The organism is Myroides sp. LJL116 (assembly GCF_054871685.1).
Map to the genome: position 1 here is coordinate 177,765 of NZ_JBTXLR010000002.1, position 25,137 is coordinate 202,901.

22 protein-coding genes and 4 tRNA genes are annotated in these 25,137 nt (G+C 32.9%); 8 read left to right on the top strand and 18 right to left on the bottom strand.

Annotated features, from left to right (window positions below; all coding sequences use genetic code 11):
* Nucleotides 1-81: 81 nt before the first annotated feature.
* The 3 genes from ACYSNM_RS02905 to tyrS form a co-directional block, all read right to left on the bottom strand.
* Nucleotides 82-1,629, bottom strand: coding sequence for a RagB/SusD family nutrient uptake outer membrane protein (locus ACYSNM_RS02905; protein ID WP_461755541.1), 1,548 nt, complete (start codon nt 1,627-1,629; stop codon nt 82-84).
* 12 nt (nt 1,630-1,641) lie between these two features.
* A complete protein-coding gene (locus tag ACYSNM_RS02910; RefSeq protein ID WP_461755542.1) occupies nt 1,642-4,737 on the bottom strand; it encodes a SusC/RagA family TonB-linked outer membrane protein in 3,096 nt (1,031 codons plus the stop codon).
* Nucleotides 4,738-5,197: 460 nt separating this feature from the next.
* Nucleotides 5,198-6,490 carry a tyrosine--tRNA ligase gene (gene tyrS, locus ACYSNM_RS02915; RefSeq protein WP_461755543.1) on the bottom strand — a complete coding sequence of 431 codons (1,293 nt, stop codon included), beginning with the start codon at nt 6,488-6,490 and terminating at the stop codon, nt 5,198-5,200.
* Between the two features lie 183 nt (nt 6,491-6,673).
* Here tyrS and ACYSNM_RS02920 point away from each other — a divergent pair, with 183 nt between their 5' ends.
* Complete coding sequence (locus tag ACYSNM_RS02920; protein WP_461755544.1) at nt 6,674-7,678, top strand: NAD-dependent epimerase/dehydratase family protein; 1,005 nt, start codon at nt 6,674-6,676, stop codon at nt 7,676-7,678.
* Nucleotides 7,679-7,788: 110 nt separating this feature from the next.
* Here ACYSNM_RS02920 and ACYSNM_RS02925 read toward each other — a convergent pair whose 3' ends face one another.
* Genes ACYSNM_RS02925 through ACYSNM_RS02935 form a run of 3 tightly spaced genes read right to left on the bottom strand, consistent with a single transcriptional unit; the run spans nt 7,789 to nt 10,271 of the window.
* Nucleotides 7,789-8,199, bottom strand: coding sequence for a DUF4296 domain-containing protein (locus ACYSNM_RS02925; RefSeq protein WP_461755545.1), 411 nt, complete (start codon nt 8,197-8,199; stop codon nt 7,789-7,791).
* A gap of 12 nt (nt 8,200-8,211) precedes the next feature.
* Nucleotides 8,212-9,549, bottom strand: coding sequence for a dihydroorotase (locus tag ACYSNM_RS02930; RefSeq protein WP_461755546.1), 1,338 nt, complete (start codon nt 9,547-9,549; stop codon nt 8,212-8,214).
* The gene (locus ACYSNM_RS02935) at nt 9,549-10,271 is read right to left on the bottom strand and encodes a polyprenol monophosphomannose synthase (RefSeq protein WP_461755547.1); all 723 of its coding nucleotides are present in this window, start codon (nt 10,269-10,271) and stop codon (nt 9,549-9,551) included. Before ACYSNM_RS02935 ends, ACYSNM_RS02930 begins: the two co-directional genes overlap by 1 nt.
* Nucleotides 10,272-10,375: 104 nt before the next feature.
* On the opposite strand from ACYSNM_RS02935, the gene ACYSNM_RS02940 reads away from it, so the two are divergent.
* Nucleotides 10,376-11,047: a DUF4271 domain-containing protein gene (locus ACYSNM_RS02940; RefSeq protein ID WP_461753509.1), complete on the top strand. Its 672-nt coding sequence runs from the start codon at nt 10,376-10,378 to the stop codon at nt 11,045-11,047.
* 15 nt (nt 11,048-11,062) lie between these two features.
* The gene (locus ACYSNM_RS02945; protein ID WP_461755548.1) at nt 11,063-11,806 is read left to right on the top strand and encodes a uroporphyrinogen-III synthase; all 744 of its coding nucleotides are present in this window, start codon (nt 11,063-11,065) and stop codon (nt 11,804-11,806) included.
* Between the two features lie 106 nt (nt 11,807-11,912).
* Here ACYSNM_RS02945 and pckA read toward each other — a convergent pair whose 3' ends face one another.
* Both pckA and ACYSNM_RS02955 read right to left on the bottom strand, forming a co-directional pair.
* Entirely contained in the window at nt 11,913-13,526 is a 1,614-nt protein-coding gene (gene pckA, locus ACYSNM_RS02950) for a phosphoenolpyruvate carboxykinase (ATP) (protein WP_461755607.1), read from the bottom strand.
* 73 nt (nt 13,527-13,599) lie between these two features.
* A complete protein-coding gene (locus ACYSNM_RS02955; RefSeq protein ID WP_461755608.1) occupies nt 13,600-14,004 on the bottom strand; it encodes a DUF423 domain-containing protein in 405 nt (134 codons plus the stop codon).
* Between the two features lie 113 nt (nt 14,005-14,117).
* Here ACYSNM_RS02955 and ACYSNM_RS02960 point away from each other — a divergent pair, with 113 nt between their 5' ends.
* Nucleotides 14,118-15,467, top strand: coding sequence for a saccharopine dehydrogenase C-terminal domain-containing protein (locus ACYSNM_RS02960; protein ID WP_461755549.1), 1,350 nt, complete (start codon nt 14,118-14,120; stop codon nt 15,465-15,467).
* Here ACYSNM_RS02960 and ACYSNM_RS02965 read toward each other — a convergent pair.
* The 3 genes from ACYSNM_RS02965 to ACYSNM_RS02975 all read right to left on the bottom strand — a co-directional run bounded on the left by ACYSNM_RS02965 (nt 15,462) and on the right by ACYSNM_RS02975 (nt 19,287).
* A complete protein-coding gene (locus ACYSNM_RS02965; protein ID WP_461755550.1) occupies nt 15,462-17,150 on the bottom strand; it encodes a dipeptide ABC transporter ATP-binding protein in 1,689 nt (562 codons plus the stop codon). The two genes, ACYSNM_RS02960 and ACYSNM_RS02965, sit on opposite strands and share 6 nt — an antisense overlap.
* Nucleotides 17,151-17,239: 89 nt before the next feature.
* On the bottom strand, nt 17,240-17,689 hold the full coding sequence (locus tag ACYSNM_RS02970; RefSeq protein WP_461753513.1) for an OsmC family protein: 450 nt from the start codon (nt 17,687-17,689) through the stop codon (nt 17,240-17,242).
* A 431-nt stretch (nt 17,690-18,120) separates the two neighbouring features.
* Nucleotides 18,121-19,287, bottom strand: coding sequence for a serine hydrolase domain-containing protein (locus ACYSNM_RS02975; RefSeq protein WP_461755609.1), 1,167 nt, complete (start codon nt 19,285-19,287; stop codon nt 18,121-18,123).
* 128 nt (nt 19,288-19,415) lie between these two features.
* Here ACYSNM_RS02975 and ACYSNM_RS02980 point away from each other — a divergent pair, with 128 nt between their 5' ends.
* Entirely contained in the window at nt 19,416-20,057 is a 642-nt protein-coding gene (locus tag ACYSNM_RS02980; protein ID WP_461755551.1) for an O-methyltransferase, read from the top strand.
* 48 nt (nt 20,058-20,105) lie between these two features.
* On the opposite strand, the gene ACYSNM_RS02985 is transcribed toward ACYSNM_RS02980, so the two are convergent.
* From ACYSNM_RS02985 to ACYSNM_RS02995, 3 genes are all read right to left on the bottom strand, one after another.
* Entirely contained in the window at nt 20,106-20,675 is a 570-nt protein-coding gene (locus ACYSNM_RS02985) for a phosphatase PAP2 family protein (protein WP_461755552.1), read from the bottom strand.
* Nucleotides 20,675-20,974 (bottom strand): Sec-independent protein translocase subunit TatA/TatB, encoded by a 300-nt coding sequence (locus ACYSNM_RS02990; RefSeq protein WP_461754381.1) that lies wholly within the window; start codon nt 20,972-20,974, stop codon nt 20,675-20,677. Before ACYSNM_RS02990 ends, ACYSNM_RS02985 begins: the two co-directional genes overlap by 1 nt.
* A gap of 93 nt (nt 20,975-21,067) precedes the next feature.
* Complete coding sequence (locus tag ACYSNM_RS02995) at nt 21,068-21,820, bottom strand: hypothetical protein (protein WP_461755553.1); 753 nt, start codon at nt 21,818-21,820, stop codon at nt 21,068-21,070.
* A 241-nt stretch (nt 21,821-22,061) separates the two neighbouring features.
* Here ACYSNM_RS02995 and pepE point away from each other — a divergent pair, with 241 nt between their 5' ends.
* Complete coding sequence (gene pepE, locus ACYSNM_RS03000) at nt 22,062-22,769, top strand: dipeptidase PepE (protein ID WP_461755554.1); 708 nt, start codon at nt 22,062-22,064, stop codon at nt 22,767-22,769.
* Nucleotides 22,770-22,852: 83 nt separating this feature from the next.
* Here the strand turns inward: pepE and ACYSNM_RS03005 are convergent.
* The 4 genes from ACYSNM_RS03005 to ACYSNM_RS03020 all read right to left on the bottom strand — a co-directional run bounded on the left by ACYSNM_RS03005 (nt 22,853) and on the right by ACYSNM_RS03020 (nt 23,260).
* Nucleotides 22,853-22,925: transfer RNA gene (locus tag ACYSNM_RS03005), tRNA-Gly, on the bottom strand.
* 39 nt (nt 22,926-22,964) lie between these two features.
* Nucleotides 22,965-23,037, bottom strand: a tRNA-Gly gene (locus tag ACYSNM_RS03010).
* Between the two features lie 39 nt (nt 23,038-23,076).
* Nucleotides 23,077-23,149 (bottom strand) — tRNA-Gly (locus ACYSNM_RS03015).
* A gap of 38 nt (nt 23,150-23,187) precedes the next feature.
* Nucleotides 23,188-23,260, bottom strand: a tRNA-Gly gene (locus ACYSNM_RS03020).
* A 242-nt stretch (nt 23,261-23,502) separates the two neighbouring features.
* On the opposite strand from ACYSNM_RS03020, the gene ACYSNM_RS03025 reads away from it, so the two are divergent.
* Together ACYSNM_RS03025 and ACYSNM_RS03030 are read left to right on the top strand one after the other, a co-directional pair.
* On the top strand, nt 23,503-23,976 hold the full coding sequence (locus ACYSNM_RS03025; protein ID WP_461755555.1) for a GbsR/MarR family transcriptional regulator: 474 nt from the start codon (nt 23,503-23,505) through the stop codon (nt 23,974-23,976).
* Nucleotides 23,977-23,985: 9 nt separating this feature from the next.
* A complete protein-coding gene (locus ACYSNM_RS03030; RefSeq protein WP_461755556.1) occupies nt 23,986-25,137 on the top strand; it encodes an efflux RND transporter periplasmic adaptor subunit in 1,152 nt (383 codons plus the stop codon).

Here is a 25,137-nt window from a genome sequence, read left to right on the forward strand (position 1 = left end):
TAATTATTTATTTTTTAAAATATCTTAACCTATATAAAATAAAATAGCCAGAGATTGATTTCTCTGGCTATTTTTACTTCTCTATTTTTTTGCTTGAGGGAATAAATTTTTATTCTCTAATTCTTCAATCTCTGGAATGCGATACAAATAATAGTCGCTATTAGGTACAAAGCTAGATTTATCAGGGAAATTTAAAATCCTATGCCCCTGAGGTAAAAGACCTACTGTTGCCTCAGTTATTTGGCCATCATCATTCATTACTTTATAAGTATAAGGAATAAGGTCTGTTTGAGGGAAGTCTTTTCTAACTACACTTTGTTGATTTCTAATAATATCAACTAAAGCAAATCCTTCTCCAAATAGCTCTTTTCTTCTCTCAATCCATATTTGCTCTAGTAAATCTTTACCAGATAACTGAGAGATTTCCTTAGCTCCTCTTGCTCTCTTTAAAGCATTTAAAGATTCAAGTGCTTGAGCACTATTTTGCAAATGAGCGTTCGCTTCTGCATTGATTAAATAAATCTCGGAATTACGCATTAGAACGATATCCGCTACTTGAGCACCTTTAAATTTAAATTTAGCATATCTAAAGTAAGCTGTGGTACCATTTTCTGGTTTAAGTATACTTGGATCAGGCGCCCAATACATCATTGACTTACGATAATCGTCTTGATCAAATAAATCAGCGAAATAAGGATCAGCATTAAAGCTAAAGTAATAACTCTGCTGACTTGTTACATCTAAGTAATTAAACTGATAAGAAGCTCCATTTTGTTCAGCTGTCTGTGGATGACCCCAAATCCACTCTGGATTACTTACATCACTAAATCCGCTTTTATACTGGGCTTCATTCATTAAAATACTAGTAGCTTGCTCGTTTAATAACTCTTGAGAGTATTCCACTGCTTTATCCCAATTTTGGGCATATAAATTAGCACGAGATAAAAGTCCTAATACAACAGAACGATCGAATTTATATTTAGAATCACGTATATAATCACTTGATATAAGTTCTAGAGCTTGCTCTAAATCACTTAAAGCTTGATTATAAACTTGTATAACCGAAGAAGCAGGCTGACCTTCTGTTTCTGGTCCAGTTGGCTCTGTATAAATCGGAGCAATTAATTTGTTCGGATCGAAATCTACTGCAAAACCATAACTAGAGGCTAAATGCAAATACATAAACCCTCTAAAGGCATATGCCTGTCCTAAAATACGTTGCTTATAATTTATATCTCCTTCACTTTGTGGAACATTAGCAATAACATTATTCACACTATTAATAGTACGATAGGTTAAATTCCAGCTAAAAGTATTAGTTCCTCCTTTTGAGTATAAAGTATTAAAGGCATATTGACCTGTAAAACCATATTTTAGATTCACAACTACATCACTACCCATTGCATCATTGGTTCTTAAAAAAGCACCATAACCAGGATTAGCATATGTACTAAAGGACTCCATTAAATTTCCCCATGTACCAACTAAAACTTTTTCTCCACCACTTGCTGTTTTAAAAACTTCAGTGTTTGAAACTGCATTGGTAGGAGAAGTCTCTAAATCACATCCGGTTAATGTAGTAGAGGCAACAATAACTGCTGCTATATATTTTATTAATTTAATTTTCATCTTTCTTGGCTCTTAAAATTTCACATTAACACCTACAGAGATTGTTCTCATTGCAGGATATCTATAATAAGTCACACCATCAAAAGTTTGCTCAGGATCCAATCCTTGCTCCTTTGTCAAAGTGAATAGGTTCTCTGCTTGCATAAAAACAGATGCCGAATTAATCTTAGCTTTACTTAGCAAACTCTTTGGTAAGTCATAAGAAAAAGTAAGGTTCTTTAACTTTAAGAAAGTTCTATCTACTAAGAATCGATCCGATTCTTGCGTCCAATTACTCTTAGGATTACTTGTTAGCCTAGCAACATCCGCATCAGGATTTTCAGGTGTCCAACGATCCATCATGTCAATACTCCAAGTATTTCCAGCAGCACTTTGTCTGTATAAAGAAAGTTTATCTCTATTGTAGATTTTTCCTCCAATCACGTAAACAAAGTTGGCAGATAATTGGAAAGATTTATAATGTACATTAGTAAAGAATCCACCAGAAACATCTGGTAAGGCACTTCCTTTATATACTCTATCTTTTACTTTTAACTGGCTATAATCCTCTGTAATAGTTTTACTACCATCGCTATTTTGTATATACCATTGTGCATTTCCGTTTGAAGGATTAACACCAGCCCATTCCATTAAGTAAAAGTCGTAAATAGACCCACCTTTTGTCCAAAGCTTATTTCCTTTCCACATCTCATCACTTGGCAAAGAAGTAATTTTGTTTTTATATGCAGTTAAATTTAAACCTACATGAAGTTTCCAGTCCTCAGTACGGATTGGGTAACCATCTAAAGAAAATTCCCAACCATAGTTTTTAATTCCTCCAATGTTTACATCTGTAGAAGTATATCCCATAGAAGGAGCTAAGTTTCTAGCAAATAATAAATCTTTACTTTGTCTCTCAAAATACTCCACAGAACCATTTAAACGATAGTCAAACATGGCAAAATCAACCCCAATGTTTAAGTTTAAGTTAGTTTCCCAAGATAAATTAGGTGTTGGTAGCCTTGAAGGAATTAAACCAGACTCTCCTAAGTTATTTTGAATAGCATAAAGTCCTTGATAAGCATATAAACCAATATTATCATTTCCTTGCCCTCCATAACTTGCTTTAAAAAGTAAGTTATTTAAGAATGTATCCTTAGCAGCACTTAGGAATTGCTCTTCATCTAATCTCCAAGAAGCTCCTACAGACCAGAAAGATCCCCAACGGTTACCTTTTTCAAAACGAGATGAACCATCAGCACGATAAGAAGCAGATAAGAAATACTTCCCATCATAAGAGTATTGTGCATTTCCAAAGAAACTCAACATTCTATAAGCATCTGCCTTACCATAAAAGCTAACTAAACGAGAAGCAGCATCTGGTTCTTCAAATCCCATAGCGATAATTTGTTCACGAACCCCTCCGAAGAAATTCGAATCGCGATGAAAATATTCCTGACCAGCCATTAAAGCTAAAGTAGAGTTGTCATTTAAATCTAGGTTATAATTTAAAACATTATTATATGTTAAGCTCACAGTACGATTATTCTCTCTTAATACACTTCCTCCATATTCTTGTGAAGGCCCTAAATCAGGGTTAGCAACATTATGAGTATTTGTACTATTGTAATCCACATTCAAAGATGTTCTAAACTTTAAGTTGTCTCTTAAAAGAATTTGAGCATAGGTACGAAATGTTGCTACATCACGCATATACTGATTCTTGTCATGTGGTAAAGAAGCTACTAAATTGTACTTCGCATAAGAACTAGTACGGTAAGCTCCAAAATCAAACATACGTTGACCTGTAGAAGGGTCAATAAGGTATTCTCCCGTAGTTAAGTTACGTTGGTAAATAGGATAAAAACCTGGTAAACTTCTAGCAGTTAGAATAACGTTACTTAAAGTACTATCATCTTGTTTTGGGTAATCTTGAATAGAGTGAGATGCAGAAACGTTCACACCTACTTCTAACCAATCTTTAGCATCTATAACAATATTAGATCTCAAATTAAATCTTTTAAAGCCAGATTCTAAAACATATCCTTGATCATTTAAAAAACCACCAGACACATAATATCTCGAATTCTTTCCACCACCACTAATACGTAGATTAAGATCAGTATAAGAAGCATTCTGTGTTAAAGCATCTTCCCAGTTTGCATTCCAAAGTGGATTCAAACCTGCTTTTAATTTACCATCAAGACCAACTGGATTAGGATTGTCTAACCCATAAGGATTTATTCCTATTGCACCAATTAAATTTCGAGTAGCATATTCGTTTGCTTCAAGCATTGAGCCTGAATTACTATCTAATCTTCCATTTCGTAGAGCCTCCCATTGAAGTTCCATATATTGATTTGTACTTACTTGGGTATAATCTTTACGTGCACGATCTGAAAAACCTTGTTTAAAAGTTACATCTATCACAGCATCCGTATTCCTTAGCCCCTGCTTGGTAGTAATCATAATTACCCCGTTTGCAGCACGAGAACCGTATAAAGTTGCAGCAGTAGCGTCTTTTAAAACAGAGATAGATTCAATATCTGATGCAGATATAGCAGATAAACCACCTTCATAAGGCACACCATCCACTACAAATAAAGGATCACTAGCTGCATTAATTGAACCAATTCCACGAATACGAATAGTTGCCTCAGATCCTGGTTGTCCACTAGAGGAGAAACTTTGAAGACCTGCAACACTTCCTTCTAAAGCCTTAGAAACATTACTTACTTGGGCTTTTTCAATATTTGCTCCAGATACAACTCCAACCGACCCTGTATAGGTTTTACGATTAGCAGTTCCATAAGGCACTTGAATTACAACCTCTTCTAAAGTTTGTAAATCCTCTTTTAGATGAACTTCTAAAACTTGTTTTGTGCCAACGGTAATTCTCTGGTCTAGGTAGCCTATATAAGAGAATAATAAAACACTGCTATCCTCTACTGAAATTGAGAATTTACCATCAAAATCAGTCATAGCTCCATGATCGGTGCCCACCAATAAAACACTTACTCCTGGTAGTGCTCCAGTGTCATCATAAACAACACCTGTTATGGTTCTGCTTTGTGCCAAAACAGTCGTGGCACTAAAGACTGTTAATAAAAAAAGTAGAAATTTTTGCATAAATACAATTGTGCACCAAAACACTTAGGTGCTTGATAAAGATTAATAATTAGGTTAATAAATTGGGTTAGAAATTTCTAATAAAACAATCCTTGAGGGACAAGGATTAAAAGGGTAGGCTAAATCATTACATACAACAGCGCATACAGCCACAAGAAAGAGTCATGTTTGCTGTAAAACCATAGAAAGATACTAATGCTGTTGATTTAAACATAATAATAAATTTTATCGAGTATAATATAATGATACTAGTAATGTAGAAATAGGATAGCCTAAACAATAACAATAATTCAAAATAAAAAACGGCTATCCATTCCTACATATAAAGCAAATATACAATCATATATCTTAATATGATATACCGCATACATGGTATATTTCTATTAAATAAAAAAAGCTACTAATCTATTGATTAGTAGCTTTTTTGTACTCTATAACTAGAAAAAAGAGATTATATACTCTATTTTACCTGTAAAATAAAATAATTTTTCTTTCCTTTTTGTAATAAAACAAATTCATTGTTAATTAAATCAGTGGTATTTATTACATATTCCTCAGTAACTTTTTGTCTATTAACTGAGATAGAATTTGCAACTAAAGAACGTCTAGCTTCACCATTAGAAGGTAAAAAAGAACTTTTTTCCACTAAAGCTTCAACAATACCAAGACCATTTTCAATATCTTCTCTTTGAACTACAGCTTGAGGAACACCTTCAAAAATTTCTAAGAAAGTTTTTCCATCTAATTGCTGTAAGTCTTCTTTTGAAGAGTTACCAAATAAGATACCTGATGCTTTCACAGCATTATCAAGTTGTTCTTGACCATGAACCATGATAGTGATTTCATTAGCTAAACGCTTCTGTAAAACACGTAAATGAGGTGCTTGTTCATGCTCTTTAATTAATGCTTCGATTTCTTCCTTAGAGATGAAAGTAAATATTTTGATAAATCTTTCTGCATCTTGATCCGAAACGTTTACCCAATATTGGTAAAATTTATAAGGTGAAGTATATTCTGCAGAAAGCCAAATATTCCCTCCCTCTGTTTTTCCAAATTTAGTACCATCCGCTTTAGTAATCAAAGGACAAGTTAAAGCATAAGCTTTCCCCGAAGCAATTCTACGAACTAATTCTGTACCTGTAGTAATATTACCCCACTGATCAGACCCTCCCATTTGAAGAGTTAATCCTTCTTTTTCATAAAGATGTAAAAAGTCATATCCTTGAAGTAATTGATAACAAAATTCAGTAAAAGACATACCATCTTGGAATTCTCCATTTAAGCGTTTTTTCACAGAATCTTTTGCCATCATGTAGTTCACTGTAATATGCTTACCTACTGTACGGATAAACTCCAAAAAAGAAAAGTCTTTCATCCAATCATAGTTATTCACTAAAACTGCAGCATTTTCTTCTCCTGAATTAAAATCTAAAAAACGGCTTAGTTGATTTTTGATTGCTTGTTGATTATGAGCAAGAGTCTTTTCATCTAATAAGTTTCTCTCGTTTGATTTCCCTGAAGGATCTCCAACCATACCAGTAGCACCTCCAATTAAAGCATAAGGTTTATGTCCTGCTAATTGAAAGTGTTTTAAAAGCATTACACTTACTAAATGTCCAATATGCAATGAATCCGCTGTTGGGTCAATACCCACATACGCCATACGCATCTGCTCCAACAAATGTTCTTCAGTGCCTGGCATAACATCGTGGAGCATTCCTCTCCAAGTCACTTCTTCAATAAAATTTTTCATTTAAATAAATTTTAGCAAATATAGTGCAAAAGGTAAGCTTTTGAAATAAAATTACCTTTGGTTTACCAAAAACCATCCAAAAAAGTATTTGAAAAAAGATTAAGTGAAAAATAAATGGAAATTCCCTGTATTTTGCATGACTTTGTCTTACTTTGTACTAAGTAACTTTTTTATACCACACTTATGATCCTACTAACTGGTGCTACTGGTTTACTTGGAGCACATTTAGCCCTACAATTATTAGAACAAGGCAACGAAATTCGTGCTACTTATCGTAGTCCCAAAAGTCTAAAAAAAACAAAATCTCTTTTCCACTACAAAAACAAATTGGACTTATGGGATAAGATTCACTGGGTTGAGGCAGATTTAACAGATATCATTGCTTTGGAGCATGCCTTTGAAGGAGTAAAACAAGTTTATCACTGTGCTGCTTTAGTATCTTTTGACCCTAAGGATCAAGAAAAAATGAGACAGATTAATATTCAAGGAACAGCTAATCTAGTCAATTTAGCTATTGACTTTAAACTAGATAAGTTCTGTCATGTAAGCTCTATTGCAGCCCTTGGACAACCTATTGAATCCTGTATTGCTATTGATGAAAAGACACCTTGGAACCCAGAAACTAATAAAAGCTATTATTCTATTTCTAAATATGGTGCAGAAATGGAAGTTTGGAGAGGGTCACAAGAGAATCTAAAAGTTATTATTGTTAATCCAGGAATTATTTTTGCAGATGGCTTCCAATGGGGTCCATGTGCAGATATGATTCAGAAAATAAAAAAAGGAGTACCTTTTTACACAAAAGGAAGTACTGGAATTGTTTATGTAAAAGACGTGGTAGATAGCATGATTCAACTAATGCAAAGTCCTATTTACAACCAACGCTATACTTTAGTTTCTAATACTATTTCTTATAAGGACCTACTGAACTACATCAGTATGCAGCTCGGTAATAAAAAAATAGCAAAAATCAAGGCAGGTAAGTTTCTTTGTTCTATTGCCTATAGCTTAGATGCTGCATTTTGCGCTGTAACTAAATCAAAAAGATCTTTCACTAGAGATATGGCAAGGTCAGCAAATTCAATTAGTATTTTCAATAGTGACAAAATAGAAAAGTTCCTGCATAGAAAGTTAACGGATTACACCCAATATTTGCCCTTAGTAGTAGATTACTTCAAAAACAAATAGTTAGTTTACCTATTCACATGCTACAGAAATAACATATAAAATTAAAGGCCCCGTTTTAAAACGGGGCCTTTAATTTTATATAATAGAAATACTGTCTATTGCTTAGTTATTTATTTAAGAGGTTTCTCAATTGAATCAAGTACAGGTGCAGTATCCAATTGGGTTTGCTGATTTAAACTTAGATTATATAGAGAATCAACAATTGCCTTTTGTTTTTCAATACGCTTTAAAACATTACTTTGCATTTGCTTATAAGTTCCATCATGTAGTCCAATATAATAACGATTACTTTGGGTAAAAGTAAGACTATCTAGTCCATGCTTTTTCAAAACAGATTGTAAATCCAAACGATCATTTGAATCTTTACTATAACTATTGAGCCCCTTTACGGAGTAAAACAAAGAAATATCATATAATATTTCCTCGAACTTATTTTTTTCAATAAGATTCTCTGGTTTTTTAGCTGTTTGTTGACAGCCAACAAAAACCATTACCAATAAAAATAAAATAACTCTCTTCATTCTTATGCATTTTTAGCGCTTAAACAATAATCTTTGTCCTTTAACCTGGTTTAAAACTTGGCCTTTATCATATACTAAATTTCCATTTACAAAAGTTTTACTAACTGCACTAGTAAACTCTTGTCCTTCAAAAGGAGACCATCCACATTTAGATAATACATTAGATCTATTCACTGTCCAGTTATTCTCTGGGTCAATAATCACAATATCCGCATGATAGCCCTTTTTAATAAATCCTCTATTTTCAATTTGAAAAATAATTGCAGGATTATGAGCTGTTTTCTCCACTAATTTCTCTAAAGAAATCTTTCCACCTTTATAACACTCAAACAAAGCAGTTAGAGCATGTTGAACTAAAGGTCCACCTGAGGGAGCCTCTAAATAAGGTTTACTCTTTTCCTCTAAGGTATGAGGAGCATGATCTGTAGCTATCACATCAATTTTATCCTCTAAAAGTGCTTTCCATAAACCTTCTTTGTCCTTTTGGGTTTTTACTGCAGGATTCCACTTAATAAAATTACCCTTTTCTTTATAATCTTCGGAAGTAAACCATAAATGGTGTACACAAACTTCCGCTGTAATTTTCTTATCTTTTAATGGAAGCGTATTATCGAAAAGTTCAGTTTCCTTAGCTGTTGATACGTGAAAAACGTGTAATCTAGCCCCTGTTTTCTTAGCTAACTTAATTGCTGTAGAAGAGGATAAATAACAAGCTTCCTCACTTCGAATAATAGGATGACATTCCACTGGGATATCTTGCCCATACTCTTTAAGATGCTTTTCTAAATTAGCTTTAATAGTAGCTTCATCTTCTGCATGCACAGCAATAAGCATTGATGTACTAGAAAAAATCTTTTCTAATACCTCTTGATTGTCCACTAACATATTACCAGTTGAAGATCCTAAAAACAATTTTATACCTGCAACATTTCGAGGATTCGTTTTTAAAACTTCTTCTAAGTTATCATTAGTACCTCCCATCATAAAAGAATAGTTGGCAACACTACTTTGGGCAGCTATCTGATATTTTTGCTCCAAAAGCTCCTGTGTAACTGCATTGGGTACTGTGTTTGGTTGTTCAATAAAGGAAGTGATTCCACCAGCAACTGCAGCTTGAGATTCAGATGCAATATTTCCTTTATGGGTTAAACCTGGTTCTCTAAAGTGAACTTGATCATCGATCATACCAGGCAAAACAAATTTACCTTTTGCATCGATAATTTCTACAGGAAAATCCACTTCTAATTCCTTAGAAATCTCTTGAATAATTCCATCTTTTATTAAAATATCAGCTTCGAAAATAATGCCTTCATTAACAATCTTTCCGTTTTTAATTAGGTAATTAACCATTATAATGTGTTTAGTAGTTTTCGAATACGTAAATTAACAACTCCAAAAATAGCCTCTTTAATTATCCCTTTAGACATTTTAGAGGTTCCTCTTGTCCTATCTGTAAATATAATTGGCACTTCAGTAATAGGATATTTCTTTACAAAGACTCTGTACTTCATTTCAATTTGAAAAGCATAACCTACAAAGCGTATTTTTTCTAAATCAATATTCTCTAAAACTTCCCTAGGATAGCAAACAAAACCAGCAGTAGTATCTCTAACATTCATCCCAGTAATCCACCTCACATACATAGAGGCTCCATAGGATAGTAGCACTCTACTTAAAGGCCAGTTCACAACATTAACACCTGTTACATAACGAGATCCTATTGCAATACCTTTAGTTTTTCTACATGCCTCAAATAATTTAGGTAAATCTTTTGGGTCATGTGAAAAATCAGCATCCATCTCACATACAAAATCATACCCTCTATCTAAAGCCCATTTAAATCCGTGAACATAAGCTGTTCCTAAACCAGATTTTTCTTGTCTAACTTCTAAAAATAATTGGCCTTTATATTTTTCTTGAAGCTTTTCTACCACTTGAGCAGTACCATCAGGAGAATTGTCATCCACTATTAGAATGTCGAATTTCTGCGGCAAGCTAAACACAGCTTCAATAATCAGAGAGATATTATCTACTTCATTAAAGGTCGGAATAATGACTAATCCTAAGTGCATCTTTGTTGAATTTGTTTACAAAAGTAACCTTTTTGGATAAAGTTATAACTTAAATAATAGACAAACTCATTACATCGCAAAAAATTCTTAATTTTGTATTCATTATGGAGAATTTAATTTTAATAGAACGTATTACATATAATAAAGATTGGGCGACACTACTCTTCTTTATTGGATTCTCCATTATAGCTATTAATAAAAATGTTTTCGGAATACGCTTTGCAGAATTTACTCGTTTGGTTATTTCCGATAAGTATTTAAAAATCTATAAAGACAATACAAATATTAGAAACAGTTTTACACTTTCTTTTATTTTTATACAATTTATAGCCTTAGCTTTCTTCATTCAAATTTGCTTACAAAGCTATGGCGTAATCCAAGGCTTAGACCTTATTTCATTTATTCAAATCTTGAATTTCCTTGCTTTTTTTGTAATAGGAAAATATCTCCTAGAAAAAATAATAGCAAACTCTTTTGAAATTGAAGAATTTGCTGATGCCCTTAATTTACAAAAAGCCACATATAGGAATTATTTCGGTGTAGTTCTACTTTGTATCGACATCCTATTATTTTACAACAATATAACCAATAAATTACTACTAAACACCTTGCTAGGCATTATAGTGATTACCAATATATTACTATATATAATTTTTATAAAAACATACCAAAAAATAATATTAAATAAGTTGTTCTATTTTATTTTGTATCTTTGCACCCTTGAAATAGCTCCCTATTTTTTGCTGTATTTTTGGTTTAAAAATTTTCGAGCATAAATAAGATACATAACTATGAAAGTGAAAACAATTTTGGTTTCTCAACCAGCCCCTAAAGTGGAGAATTCTCCTTATTTTGAGCTTGAGCAAAAGTACAAAGTAAAGATCGACTTTAGACCTTTTATACATGTTGAAGGTGTTGAAGCCAAGGAAGTCAGACATCAAAAAATTGATTTAAATAATTATACAGCCATAATTCTAACCAGTAAAAACTCTGTAGATCACTTCTTTAGAGTTGCTGATGAAATGAGATACAAAGTACCTGAGTCACTTAAGTATTTCTGTCAATCAGAAGCTGTAGCATATTACTTACAGAAATATGTTGTATATAGAAAAAGAAAGATTTATGTGGGTCAGAAAGACTTCGTTGATTTAGCTCCTTTAATTAAGAAGTATAAAGATGAAAAATTTCTTTTACCAGCTTCTGACCAATTGAATCACGATGTACCAGCTACATTAAACGATTTAAAGGTAAACTGGACTCCGGGTACATTCTACCGTACAGTAATGAGTGACTTATCCGATTTAGCAGACGTTAAATATGATGTATTAGCTTTCTTTAGCCCAACAGGTATCAAGTCTTTATTTAAGAACTTCCCTGATTTTAGCCAAGATAATACACGCATAGCTGTATTTGGTACTACAACGCAAAAAGAAGCCTTAGATCACGACTTACGTGTTGATATTATGGCGCCAGCTCCTGGAACACCATCTATGACTATGGCATTAGAAAAGTATATTCAAACAGTGAATAAATAAAAATAAAAAACCTTCTTTTAAGAAGGTTTTTTTTTGACTATATACAAAAAAAGCTCTTCTAAAAATAGAAGAGCTTTTTTTTATTTTTTTGAACTATTGTTAATTCTTATAATTTTGGTCCAGCTTGTACTAAAGCTTTTCCTTCTTCATTATTAGAATATAATTTGAAGTTTTCGATGAAAAGTTCAGCTAAATCTTTAGCTTTCTCTTCCCACTGCCCAGCATTTTCATAAGTATTACGAGGATCTAAAATCTCCGTATTAACTTCTTCTAAAGCTTTAGGTACTTCTAAATTATAAATAGGAATAATAGTAGTTTCTGCTTTTTCAATTGAACCATCTAAGATTCTATCGATAATTGCACGAGTATCTTTAATAGAAATACGCTTACCAGTACCATTCCATCCAGTATTAACCATGTAAGCAGTAGCATTATTTTGCTCCATTTTCTTAACTAATTCTTCTCCATATTTAGTTGGGTGAAGAGATAAGAAAGCTTTTCCGAAACAAGCAGAGAAAGTTGGCTCAGGCTTAGTTACACCACGCTCTGTTCCAGCTAACTTAGCAGTAAATCCAGATAAGAAATAATACTTAGTTTGCTCAGGAGTTAATATAGAAACTGGAGGCATTACACCAAAAGCGTCTGCAGTTAAGAAAATAACTTTAGAAGCTGGTCCAGCTTTCGATACAGGTTTTACGATATTTTCAATATGATCGATAGGGTAAGAAACACGTGTATTCTGAGTTACAGAACCATCGTTAAAATCGATTTTCCCATCTGCATCTACTGTTACGTTTTCTAAAAGAGCGTCACGACGGATAGCTCCGTAGATATCTGGCTCATTTTCTTGAGAAAGATTAATAGTTTTAGCATAACAACCTCCTTCAAAGTTGAATACACCCTCATCATCCCATCCATGCTCATCATCTCCAATTAACTCACGTTTTGGATCTGTAGATAAAGTAGTTTTTCCAGTTCCTGAAAGTCCGAAGAAAACAGCAACATCTCCATCTTTACCTTTATTAGCAGAACAGTGCATAGAAGCCATACCTTCTAGTGGTAAATAATAGTTCATCATTGCGAATAAACCTTTTTTCATTTCTCCACCGTACCAAGTACCACCAATAATTTGCATTTTTTCTGTCAAATTAAAAGCAACGTAAACCTCTGAGTTTAAACCGTAGTCTTTATATTGTTTAAATGTGCTTTTAGAAGCATTCATTACCACAAAATCAGGCTCTCCAAAATTGGCTAATTCCTCTTTTGTAGGACGAATAAACATGTTAGTAACAAAGTGTGCTTGCCAAGCTACTTCCATGATAAAACGAACCTTCAAACGCGTATTTTCGTTAGCTCCACAGAAAGCGTCTACTACGAAAAGTCTTTTACCAGATAACTCCTCAACTGTATTCTCTTTTAGAGCATCCCAAGTTTTGTTGTCAATTGGCTTATTGTCGTTTGGAGATTCAGTGGAATTCCACCAAATAGTATTTTCAGTAACTTCATCTTTAACGATGTATTTGTCCTTAGGAGAACGTCCAGTGAATTCACCTGTCATCACGTTTACAGCTCCTAATTCAGTTACTACTCCTTTGTCATTTCCTGAAAGAGCAGGATTTGTCTCTTCCTTAAATAAAACGTCGTAAGATGGATTATAGATAACTTCTACAACATCTTTAATACCATATTTATCAAGTGAAATTGATTCTGAAATATCCATTTTCATTATTTATGTTGTGTATTAATTCTTATGCAAACTTAGAAATAAATTTAAAATATAAATAGACAAAACCCTATTTAATAAATTTTTTAGCCTTAAATGCCTGAAAAGCAACTACTAACCATGCAGAAATAAGAAATACTCCTCCAATAGGGGTAATTGGCCCAATAAAAGCTAACTTTATATCAATCAAGTCTTTAAATGTCAAAAGATAAATAGAACCGCTAAAAAATAAAACCCCTATAATCACCAAAATAGTTACATTTTTTATAACTCTATCTGAAAATAAGCCAATTAGTCCGCATAGACCTACTACTAGTAGAAAAAGAGCATGGTAAATTTGGTATCTAACCCCAATTTCAAAAGTAGCTACTTGTGAATCTAAAACAATATTTTTTAAGCCATGTGCTCCAAATGCTCCTAAAATGATGCCTATTGCACCTATCAAAGCAGCAGTACCTATAACATTTTTTGCCATTAAATTTTCTTTCAAAGATACTAATTAATAAATGATTAAGTAATTTCTTTCTCTTATAATATTTAAATTACCCTTAGTTTTTCTTATATTTAATACCACGTAAATAATAAATTATGGCAAAGCATATTCTATTAATAGGAGGAGGTAGATCTACCAACTACCTTATACAATATCTACTTGATAATGCTCCTAAATACGATTATATCCTAGATATAGCTGATTATAACTGGAGTCCATACTTAAAAACTCTACAGGATAACGCTAATTTATGTTTACATACCCTAGATATAAACACACCAAAGCAAATAGACCTTTTAATCCAACAAAGTGCTATTGTACTATCCATGGTACCTGTACAAGCTCAATATTCGATTGCTTTAAAATGTCTAGAGTATAACAAAAATCTTGTTACTGCTTCTTATGTCAGTGAACAAATGCAACAACTAGATGAGCAGGTTAAACAAAAAGGATTACTATTTCTTAATGAAATTGGACTAGATCCAGGTATCGACCATCTAAGTACGATGCACCTCTTGGATCAACTTAAACAAAAAAATGCCAAGATACTTTCCTATAAATCTCACTGTGGGGGATTACTTAGCCAAAGCAATTGTGATAACTTATGGAATTACAAATTTACCTGGAATCCGACCAATGTAGTATTAGCAGGTTCTGGCGGACCAGCTAAATTTTTATGGAATAATAAATTACAATACATACCTTATACTAATTTATTTAAAAGAGCTGAGTCCCTTTTAAATAACCCACTTGGAGACTTTGAAGTTTATTTTAATAGAGATTCCTGTAAATACCAAAAAATATATGGGTTAGATAATATACAAACTATGCAACGTACTACTATTAGGAGGCCTGGCTTTTGTAAGGCCTGGAGCGTACTAGTAGACCTTGGATTAACAGATAACTCTTACTATATTGAAAACACTGAGCTATTTAGCAATCTAGATTTTATTTCTCTTTTTGTACCTAGTTTAGAATCAAAGGACTTTAAGACTGCTATAGAAGAATCTATACTTTATACCCTTGACCAGCAAACATGGTTAAAGATTTTAGAGTTAGATCTGTTTAACCCCAACAATAAACTAGCTCTTAAAAGAGCAACACCTGCTCAACTAATGGAGCAAATCTTATTGAAAAAATGGACTTTGAGCTCACATGAAAAAGACATGGTCCTTATGCACCATCAAATAGAATATAAACAAGACCGCAAGTATTATCAATTAGATTCTACCATGCATTGTATAGGAGAAGATTCTACTTTTACAGCAATGGCAAAAACAGTCGGACTGCCTTTAGGCATCGCTGCTTTAAGAATATTAACTAAACAAGTAGATTTAACAGGAGTACAAATACCTGTAAGTAGACAACTTTATGAGCCTATTTTGAAAGAACTAGATTCTCTAGGTATTGAGTTTAAAACAATTATTAAAGAGAAGACTCTATAAACTACAATGAATTAGTTCCTTGGTAAAAGGGTGTTGGGGATTATTGTATAATGCATCTGCTTCTTGAACTTCTACAATTCTCCCTTTATCCATAACTAATATACGATCAGACATATACCTAACTACAGTAAGGTCATGGGAGATAAAAATATAGCTAAAGCCATATAATTTCTTTAAATCATTTAGCAAGTTTAAAACTTGAGCTTGTACAGAAATATCTAAAGCAGAAACAGATTCATCACATACAATTACTTTAGGCTCTAGCGCAATACAACGTGCTATGCCAACTCTTTGCCTTTGTCCCCCAGAGAATTCATGTGGATATTTATAAAAATCTTTTTCTGATAAACCCACATTAACTAGTATTTCTATTGCCTTATCATAGCACCTTTGCTTACTAAAATTAGAGTTATATAATGCAATAGGCTCTAAAATAGCTTTCCCTATAGTCATCCTAGGGTTTAAACTCGAATAAGGATCCTGAAATATAATCTGAATATCCTTTCGCATAGGCCTAAAATCAGACTGTGATAATTGGCTAATATCACTACCTCTATAGAGAATCTCTCCACTAGTGACATCATCTAATTTTAATATTAAATTACCCAAAGTGGATTTACCACAGCCACTCTGCCCTACTAGCCCAAGTGTCTCTCCAGGATAAAGCTGTAATGAAACCCCATCCAAGGCGCGAAAAACTACGGTAGAAAATAAGTTCTTCTTAGTGTAAAAATCTTTAATGACATTTTTAATTTCCAAAATAGGAGTCTTAGCATAAAGATCTTTATGATAAATATCTCTCATTTGCTTTGTCTCCTTATCCAAAACAACAGTATTGTTCTGAAAATCTTCCACTGTAGGTAGACGAAGTAAACGATAATCTCCCTTAGGTTTAGCGTTTAATAATGCTTCGGTATAGGTATTTGAAGGATTATTAAATACCTCAGAGGTATAACCACTCTCAACAATATCACCTCTATACATAACAATAACCCTATCAGCAATAGAAGATACCAAATCTAAATCATGAGATATAAACAAAATACTCATCTTGTTTTTTCTTTGCAAATCAAGAAGTAGTTCGATGATCTGCTTTTGCACACTAACATCTAAAGCAGTAGTAGGTTCATCTGCTATTAGTAAACTAGGATTACAGCTGATTGCCATAGCAATCATTACCCTTTGCTTCTGCCCACCAGAAATCTCGTGAGGATATTTATTGTATATGGTAAGAGGATCTGGCAAATTAACTTGTGAAAAAAGCTGCAGTACCTTTTGCTTTAATTCTTTCTTACTCGATTTTACATCCTGCAAAGATAGAAGCTCTAAAACTTGCTTACCACAACGCATTGTGGGATTCAAGGCAGTCATAGGCTCTTGAAAGACCATAGCAATTTGCTTACCTTGAATTTCTCTAAATTGTTTAACCGAATAGTCTAAAAGATTGTTACCCTTAAAAAGTATCTCACCACTATTGACCTTTAAAGATTTAGGATCAAGCAAATTCATAATTGCCTTAGCAGTAAGACTTTTACCCGAACCACTTTCCCCTACAACTGCAACTATCTCATTGCTCTTAATAGAAAAGCTAATGTCACGCAATAAAGAGACATTACCCTTATTATGTATTAAATCAACATATAAATTGTTAACCTGCAATAAAGTAGAAGTAGTATCTTTCAAGAGTGATTTAGTTGAAAATTAAAAAACAAAAATAAACTAATAACTCTAATTAAAACGGTTTACCCTTTAAAAGTACTGCATCTTATAACTTAAGCCACATTTACCTGATCATAATCCTTCACTAAAGTAATTATCGTCGGAGTAGAACTACGAAATTCTGAAAATACAGGACAAGCAGTTTTAACGGCATCTATCCATTCTTTTAATACAACAATAGAAGCCTCCGAACTTGGTTTTATAATAACATCTATTTTACGAAAATCTTCTAAGGACTCTGGAACTTTGTATGGGTCGGCAATATGTCCTTGGACTTCAATCTGAATAGATTTTAAATCTAATTTTAAAGTTGTACCTATTAAAAAACCAATAGAGTGTAAACTCCCAGCTAAAGCAGCTAATTCAAGCTCCTGAGATTCTTTAGTTCTTCGACGTACAAGCTCACGCCCATCTTCCACTGTTAAGGAGAAACTCTCTGTTTTTACTGCAAACTGTCTACTTCTTGCTGAAAAACCCAATACTTTTAAAACTTCTTTTTTCATTTTTTTTACTTTAAACTAACCACTTATAAACTATAAAAAAAGGTCCTTTAGATATTTTACTATCAAAAGGACCTACACAACACTTATATTATTTTACAAATAATAATAATTATACTAAATCTTCTTTTGAATAGACACAACTTCCTTAATGGTAAGTTGCTTGAACATACCTTTATAACAAATACCGTGCATAAAATATTTTGAAACCATTGTTATTTTCATTTTGTCTAAAAAAAAAGCCCCCGATACAATCGGAGGCTACATTATATATTTTCTAAAAAATAAGTATTATATACAACACCCCCTATCCCTTTAAAAGGAATTTAATCATATAGGTATGTTTACAATTATTTTTCATTTTTTTTCTAATCTTGATACTCGAAATTACATATTTTATATATGCAAATTACACAGCAAGTATTGTTTAACATTTATTTAACATTGTAATTTTTCATCATATCCGTTACACCTTGTAGATAGATATATAAGTCATCACTATGAGGATCATCCTCTCTTTGCACCCCCTTTTTATGCCCTAAACGGACAATAATAAGCTCATCCACAGGATCTACAATAACAAATTGACCTAAATGACCTCTCATATAATAATACTGCTTTCCTTGAAAATCTACTAACCACCAACCTAATCCGTACTCTGGAGAATCTTCAAATTGTTTGGTAATAGATTGCTTTATAAAAAGACTATCTAGGATTGGCTCATCATTCCACTTCCCGTCTTGTAGATAAAGTTTACCAAATCTTGCAAAATCTCTGGCATTACTAGTAAAACAACAAAACGCCTTTTCTATACCTTGGTTGGAAGAATCTAATTGCCACAAAGCGGGGTTTTCTGCCCCCATTGGTTTCCAAAAATAGTCACTAACAAACTCAGAAAGATTCTTACCTGTGGCCTCTTCTAAAACCATAGCTAACAACTGCGTATCCCCACTTTTATAAATAAATTCTTGTCCAGGCATCTGATCAATAGGTAATGTATACATCACTTGCCTTAGATCACGATCAAAATATGCTTTAGTAGTAATAGAAAAAGGGCTATAATAGGTTTCATCCCAATGTAAGCCACTAGACATTCTTGCAAGATCAATTATCTTAAGACTATCTCTATACTCCCCTTTGAGTTCTGGCAAATAATAAATTACTTTCTCTTGTAAACTAGTAATATATCCAAGTTCAATTGCTTTACCTAATGCAGCTACCACAATACTTTTAGCCATTGAGAAGGAATTGCTTTTAGTATCTTTATCATATCCATCAAAATACCTCTCATACCAAATACTATCCTTTTTAATCACTAAAAAAGCAGTAGTTTCTAGATTAGTTAAAGTATCTTCTAATGATTTAGGCATAGCCGCTTTGTTGTAATCCTTAGAAACAGACCAAGGATCCACAAGAGTACCGGTATCAATAAGGCGAGTTGGTAAATACTTATAATCCTCTAAAAAAGCGGTAGAGTGTCCACGTAATATTGTATTCCTTATAGCTGTAACTAAATATTGTAAATTAAAAATATAAACCACCACTGTCAAAACAACAACTAACCCAAGTAGTACCTTGATGAAATTCCAAACTTTTTTCATGAAAATAAAATAACAATAAGTACTAAAAATACGCAAATTACCTCGAATAAAATCTGTTACCTCCTTTTCTTTTTCTATATACAATAAAGATTTATCTTTGCAGCACATATTTTTAATTAGACACAAAAATGCACTTTATATCTACTGAATTAGAAAATTATGCAACTGCTCATTCTGAAAACGAACCAGATCTACTAGCGCAATTGGACATTGAGACCCATCAAAAAATACTACAACCACGCATGTTAAGCGGTCATTTTCAAGGAAGATTTTTGAGTATAATTTCAAAACTTATACGTCCAGAAAACATTCTTGAAATTGGTACTTTCACAGGATACGCTACTTTATGTCTTGCAGAAGGACTACGTGAAAATGGGCATATAGATACTATTGATATTAAAGAAGAGTTAATTGATTTTCAAAGAAAATACTTCGACTTATCAGGGCAAGGAGAACAAATCACCCAGCATTTAGGAAGTGCAATAGATATTATTCCTACACTAGATAAAAAATATGATTTGGTTTTCATAGATGCTGACAAACCAAATTATACTAATTATTTTCATTTAGTAATGGAAAAAATGAATAAAGGTGGAGTAATTCTTTCAGATAATGTATTGTGGTCAGGGAAAGTTTTAGAAGAAATAAAAGACAACGACAAGAGCACTATTGCATTAAATGAATATAATAGACTTTTACAGGAAGACCCTCGTATAGAAACAGTACTTCTACCAATCAGAGATGGATTAACTATCTCAAGAGTAAAATAAAAAAAACCTCTAAGTGATCCTTAGAGGTTTTTCTTTATACATTTTTAACTACCCAAAGTAGTTTATATACTTACGCTTTAAACGTTTATATAATTGGAAAAATAAGCTTCCAATAACTATTCCTACCAGCATCCCTACCAAAATATCTCCAGGAAAATGCATTGATAAATAAATTCTACTATATGCAAAAATCAAAGGGAAGATAAACACCAAGAAAGCCCACTTATAATAACGTCTTAAAATAAAAAATAAAAAAGTCATTGTAGCCGTAGAGTTTGATGAATGGCCTGAGAAAAAACTCAAGGTGTCACTACATCTAACAATCCTTAGCTGTTCTTGAATATCACCAGTATTACAAGGTCTAGGCCTTTGAAAGGTCCATTTCACTAAATTGGTGAATTGATCCGTTACAGTAATCAATACAGCTAACAATAACAATATCAGTCCAAGGGTTTTTATATTTACTTTCCTGTACACCAAAAAAAGCAGCACAAGAAAAAAAGGAACCCAATTAAATTGCTTTGTAATAAATAACCAAAAGGGATCCCATTGAGGCGTCCCAAAGTTATTTAGATAAACCATCAATTGTTTATCTAAAGAAATTAAACTTTCAATCATTAAGGCAATCTTTTAATTGGTCCTGTTATATTCTCGAAGGCTTCTTTTTGCTTATTTACCTCTTCTTGAATATCCTTTATTGGATTTACATCAACATTAAAGGTTTCTTTTATCTCCTCAGTAATACCAGCCTCATCAACATTTTTTGTGATCTCATGCTTAATATCATTTGTTGCATTCTTAACTTGAGCCATAAACTTACCAAAAGTTCGAGCCATTTCAGGAACTTTATCTGAACCAAATAACATAAGAATTATTAATAGAATAAAAAACAATTCTCCTCCTCCTATTCCGAACATATCTTTCTAATTTAGAACTTTATATTTTACAAATTTACAAAGTTTATTATTTTAAAGCACTATAAAACACATAAAGCATTAGCTAAATTAACTTTAAGGCCCTACTTTAACACTACTATTATTCTTCGTTTGAATCAATTCAATAAAATCTAATGATAATTCACCCAAACGAGAATGTATTTTCTCTTTTTCGATCGTACCGCCACTTAATAAAACAGACATCTGTGCATCACTAGCCGCATAATAACCAAAACCTTGTGCATAGTCTAAAGGAATACCAAAATCTTTAAATAATCTCTGAGCATCAAACAAATTGAGTATCTTTTCCTTCTTAAGCTCCTGTTTTTCATAAGCGACTGCTTGCTTAAGCATTTTTGTCCTACCAGAAGCCCAATTTACAAGCGCATCAACTGCAATAAGCCCCCCGCCAGAGGTAGCTGTATATAAGCTTCTTTCTGCTGGTGTAAGTCGTTTTGTACCCTCTGGAATTAACCCTAAGGATTCAGGGGTAATCTTTACAATAACAATTTCATCTAATTTGGTATAAAACTCATTAGGTTCTAAAGGAAATAGAATAATATCTCTTTCAAAGTCTTTTTTGGATAACACATGTTGATAAGCTAAAAAAGAAGAGTTAGAAAACATTAGAGTATCCCCCAGACTAGCACTTAAATTAAAGTAACCACCTAAGCTACTCAACGTATTTTGCCCACTATTTACATTAGCTATATAGATCCCTTCCAGATCCTTAGATCTAGAAACAATTTTTCCATTTATAACCTTATGCTCTTGAGAAATAAGTGTCCATGAAAATAAGGAAAAGAAAAACAAAAAAGTTAACTTCATAGCAATTACTTATATTGCAGTAAAAATATCCTAATAAAATAGATATAAAAATTTTAAAACTGCAAACTTATGTTAAAAGAAAAGAGCTGACAGACTATAACTAAACGATATATACAAACCGTAAAACAAGGAATTTATAAGCACTAATCATTGCCTTAAAACGTTAAAAGCAATTATTCTTTGGTATTTAGCAATACTAAAATTACTTTAGTGTTTTGAAATAATAAACCAAGAAATAACTATGAAAAATATAATCATTGCAAGTACCTCTACCTTATATGGTGGAGAGTTTCTTGACTACCTACTCCCTACATTAGAGAAGCACTTTAGCCAAGCCCACACAATTTTATTTGTTCCCTATGCTAGACCTAGCGGAATCACACATGATCAATACACTGAAAAAGTAAGAGAAAGTTTTAAAAAAATAAATAAAGAAGTTGTTGGCATCCATCAAACACTAGATCCAATCCAAGCCGTAGAGAATGCCCAAGGAATTTTTATCGGAGGAGGAAATACTTTTTTGCTTGTTAAACAACTATATGGAAATGATGTAGTAAATAAAATTATAGAAAAAGTAAATAATGGCACTCCATATTTAGGATGTAGTGCGGGAAGCAATATTTGTGGATTAACCATGGAAACAACCAATGACATGCCAATCACTTATCCTCCTACATTTAAAACATTTGGTTTTGTACCTTTTAATATAAATCCACATTATTTAGATCCTCTACCTCAAAGTACACATATGGGGGAAACAAGGGAAACAAGAATAAACGAATTTCATACTATAAACACTCAACCTGTAGTTGGTTTGCGCGAAGGTAGTTGGCTTGAAGTAAATGGTGATAATATAGTACTCAAAGGAGACTTAAGTGCACGTATTTTCCGACAAAACAAACAAGCTATTGAAATCCCTACTGGAAGTAACTTAAACGACTTAAAATAAAAAAAACCTCTTTAATAAAATTAAAGAGGTTTTTTTGTCTTAATACACTTCATAAAAAAAGCCTAAGATGACTTAGGCTTAAGAGCGGAAGACGAGGCTCGAACTCGCGACAACCAGCTTGGAAGGCTGGAGCTCTACCAACTGAGCTACTTCCGCAAAGGTGATGATATTTTAAAACTGACATCTAGTTTTTAGAGCGGAAGACGAGGCTCGAACTCGCGACAACCAGCTTGGAAGGCTGGAGCTCTACCAACTGAGCTACTTCCGCAAAGGTGATGATATTTTAAAACTGACATCTAGTTTTTAGAGCGGAAGACGAGGCTCGAACTCGCGACAACCAGCTTGGAAGGCTGGAGCTCTACCAACTGAGCTACTTCCGCAAAGGTGATGATATTTTAAAACTGACATCTAGTTTTAGAGCGGAAGACGAGGCTCGAACTCGCGACAACCAGCTTGGAAGGCTGGAGCTCTACCAACTGAGCTACTTCCGCATTTGAGATTGCAAATATAACGCTATTTTTATTTTACAAGCAATATTTTTCAATAAAAATTTTAAACAAAAAAACACTATTTCCTTACTGACACAATATCAAGCAGATGCAAGGAAACCCAATTTCAACAAAAACCCAAACTTTAACACATTTTCACACAAATAGGCGAGTATTTTTAGTTCACTTAGTTTTGTTTAATCCGAACTAATTTTATCTTTGTATAGTTTTATTTTAAATATATAATGAAAGAACCACATCCTGATGTAATACAATTATTCCAAGACTATTGTGCTCATCACGAGCAAGTCCACCGGCTTTCGCCGCTAACGGCACAGATATATACATATATCACGTTTGTCAATAATAAAGATGGGGTAACTTTTGACGAATTAGTAGAGAATCTACAAACAAGTAAAAGTTCGGTTTCCACTAGTTTAAATTTATTACTTTCCAACAATTTAGTTGAGCAATTTAATAAGATTAATGAACGAAAGCGATTTTTCCGTTTGAACTCTAACTACATTACAGAGAGATTAACCTTTATTAGGGATATTCTTATTCGCGAAAAAGAATTAAATACTAAATTAAAAAGCTGTCAAGATCGAGGTCTCCTTAATACACAGAGTTGTACAACAACAGACTTGTATTTAGATCATCTTGAAAAGAGTAAAAATCATTTAACAGAAACAATAAAAAAAATAAAAAGTACAAATTAAGTAAATCATATGAAACGTTATTTTCACACAATCGTGCTTGCATCCCTAGCAATTAGCATAACATCATGCGATAAAAAAGCGCCACAAGCTGCTCATGGTGCTATGCCTTATAAGGTAATAGAAGTACCAACACAAAATGTTACGGCTTATAGTTCTTTCCCTACAACACTACAGGGTAAAGTAAATAGTAATGTACGTCCAAAGATTACAGGATATATTGAAGAGCTATATGTGGATGAAGGAGCTATGGTGAAAAAAGGCCAGCCTTTATTTAGAATAGAAACTAATATTTTGAATCAAAATGCAGATGCTGCTAAAGCAGCAATTTCTACAGCTCAAGCTCAAGTTAATGTAGCTCAAGTTAATGTTGATAAGTTAATCCCATTAGTAGATAAGGGCATTGTAAGTAAGGTTCAACTAGAAACTGCAAAAGCAACTCTTGAGAGTGCTAAAAGCCAAGTAGTAAACGCAAGAGCTCAATATAATAGTATTATCGCTAATATTGATTTTGCAATAGTAAAAAGCCCAATTGATGGCCGTGTAGGATCTATTCCATTTAGACAAGGTACGTTAGTTAGTCCTCAGGATCAAACACCTTTAACGGTAGTTTCTGATGAGCAAGAGTTATTTGCTTACTTTGCAATGAGTGAAGGTGAATATTTTAATTTCTTAGAAAATACTCCTGGAGTAACTTTGAAAGATAAATTAGACAACTTACCAGAAGTAGAACTAGTTTTAGCAAATGGTCAGAAATACGCTAGTAAAGGTAAAATCGAAACTATCACAGGTCAAGTGAACGTTCAAACAGGAACTGTACAAGTTAGAGCAGCCTTCCCTAATAAAGAGCATTTATTAAGTAATGGTAACAGTGGTTTCTTATTACTACCTAAACAATACGATGATGTTTTAGTAGTACCTCAATCTTCTACTTTCGAGCAACAAGGTCAAACTTTTGTTTACAAAGTAGAGAATGACACTGCAAAAGCAACGTTGATCACAGTTACTGATAATGTGAATAATTTATCAATAGTAAAAGATGGATTGAAAAAAGGAGAAACAATCGTAGGAACTGGATTAGGTACTTTACGTAGTGGAACTCCAATTACCCCACAACCTGTTGAATTTAAATCGATAAACGACGCTATTAAACAATCCTTTTAA

Coding starts and splice junctions, on each gene's coding strand:
- ACYSNM_RS02975 (WP_461755609.1), bottom strand. CDS start 19,287: ATGAAAAAAGTTTGGAATTTCATCAAGGTACTACTTGGGTTAGTTGTT.
- ACYSNM_RS02910 (WP_461755542.1), bottom strand. CDS start 4,737: ATGCAAAAATTTCTACTTTTTTTATTAACAGTCTTTAGTGCCACGACT.
- pckA (WP_461755607.1), bottom strand. CDS start 13,526: ATGGATATTTCAGAATCAATTTCACTTGATAAATATGGTATTAAAGAT.
- ACYSNM_RS02980 (WP_461755551.1), top strand. CDS start 19,416: ATGCACTTTATATCTACTGAATTAGAAAATTATGCAACTGCTCATTCT.
- ACYSNM_RS02970 (WP_461753513.1), bottom strand. CDS start 17,689: ATGAAAAAAGAAGTTTTAAAAGTATTGGGTTTTTCAGCAAGAAGTAGA.
- tyrS (WP_461755543.1), bottom strand. CDS start 6,490: ATGAAAAATTTTATTGAAGAAGTGACTTGGAGAGGAATGCTCCACGAT.
- ACYSNM_RS02925 (WP_461755545.1), bottom strand. CDS start 8,199: ATGAAGAGAGTTATTTTATTTTTATTGGTAATGGTTTTTGTTGGCTGT.
- ACYSNM_RS02995 (WP_461755553.1), bottom strand. CDS start 21,820: ATGAAGTTAACTTTTTTGTTTTTCTTTTCCTTATTTTCATGGACACTT.
- ACYSNM_RS02940 (WP_461753509.1), top strand. CDS start 10,376: ATGGAGAATTTAATTTTAATAGAACGTATTACATATAATAAAGATTGG.
- ACYSNM_RS02920 (WP_461755544.1), top strand. CDS start 6,674: ATGATCCTACTAACTGGTGCTACTGGTTTACTTGGAGCACATTTAGCC.
- pepE (WP_461755554.1), top strand. CDS start 22,062: ATGAAAAATATAATCATTGCAAGTACCTCTACCTTATATGGTGGAGAG.
- ACYSNM_RS02985 (WP_461755552.1), bottom strand. CDS start 20,675: ATGATTGAAAGTTTAATTTCTTTAGATAAACAATTGATGGTTTATCTA.
- ACYSNM_RS02945 (WP_461755548.1), top strand. CDS start 11,063: ATGAAAGTGAAAACAATTTTGGTTTCTCAACCAGCCCCTAAAGTGGAG.
- ACYSNM_RS03025 (WP_461755555.1), top strand. CDS start 23,503: ATGAAAGAACCACATCCTGATGTAATACAATTATTCCAAGACTATTGT.
- ACYSNM_RS02930 (WP_461755546.1), bottom strand. CDS start 9,549: ATGGTTAATTACCTAATTAAAAACGGAAAGATTGTTAATGAAGGCATT.
- ACYSNM_RS02990 (WP_461754381.1), bottom strand. CDS start 20,974: ATGTTCGGAATAGGAGGAGGAGAATTGTTTTTTATTCTATTAATAATT.
- ACYSNM_RS02960 (WP_461755549.1), top strand. CDS start 14,118: ATGGCAAAGCATATTCTATTAATAGGAGGAGGTAGATCTACCAACTAC.
- ACYSNM_RS03030 (WP_461755556.1), top strand. CDS start 23,986: ATGAAACGTTATTTTCACACAATCGTGCTTGCATCCCTAGCAATTAGC.
- ACYSNM_RS02905 (WP_461755541.1), bottom strand. CDS start 1,629: ATGAAAATTAAATTAATAAAATATATAGCAGCAGTTATTGTTGCCTCT.
- ACYSNM_RS02935 (WP_461755547.1), bottom strand. CDS start 10,271: ATGCACTTAGGATTAGTCATTATTCCGACCTTTAATGAAGTAGATAAT.
- ACYSNM_RS02955 (WP_461755608.1), bottom strand. CDS start 14,004: ATGGCAAAAAATGTTATAGGTACTGCTGCTTTGATAGGTGCAATAGGC.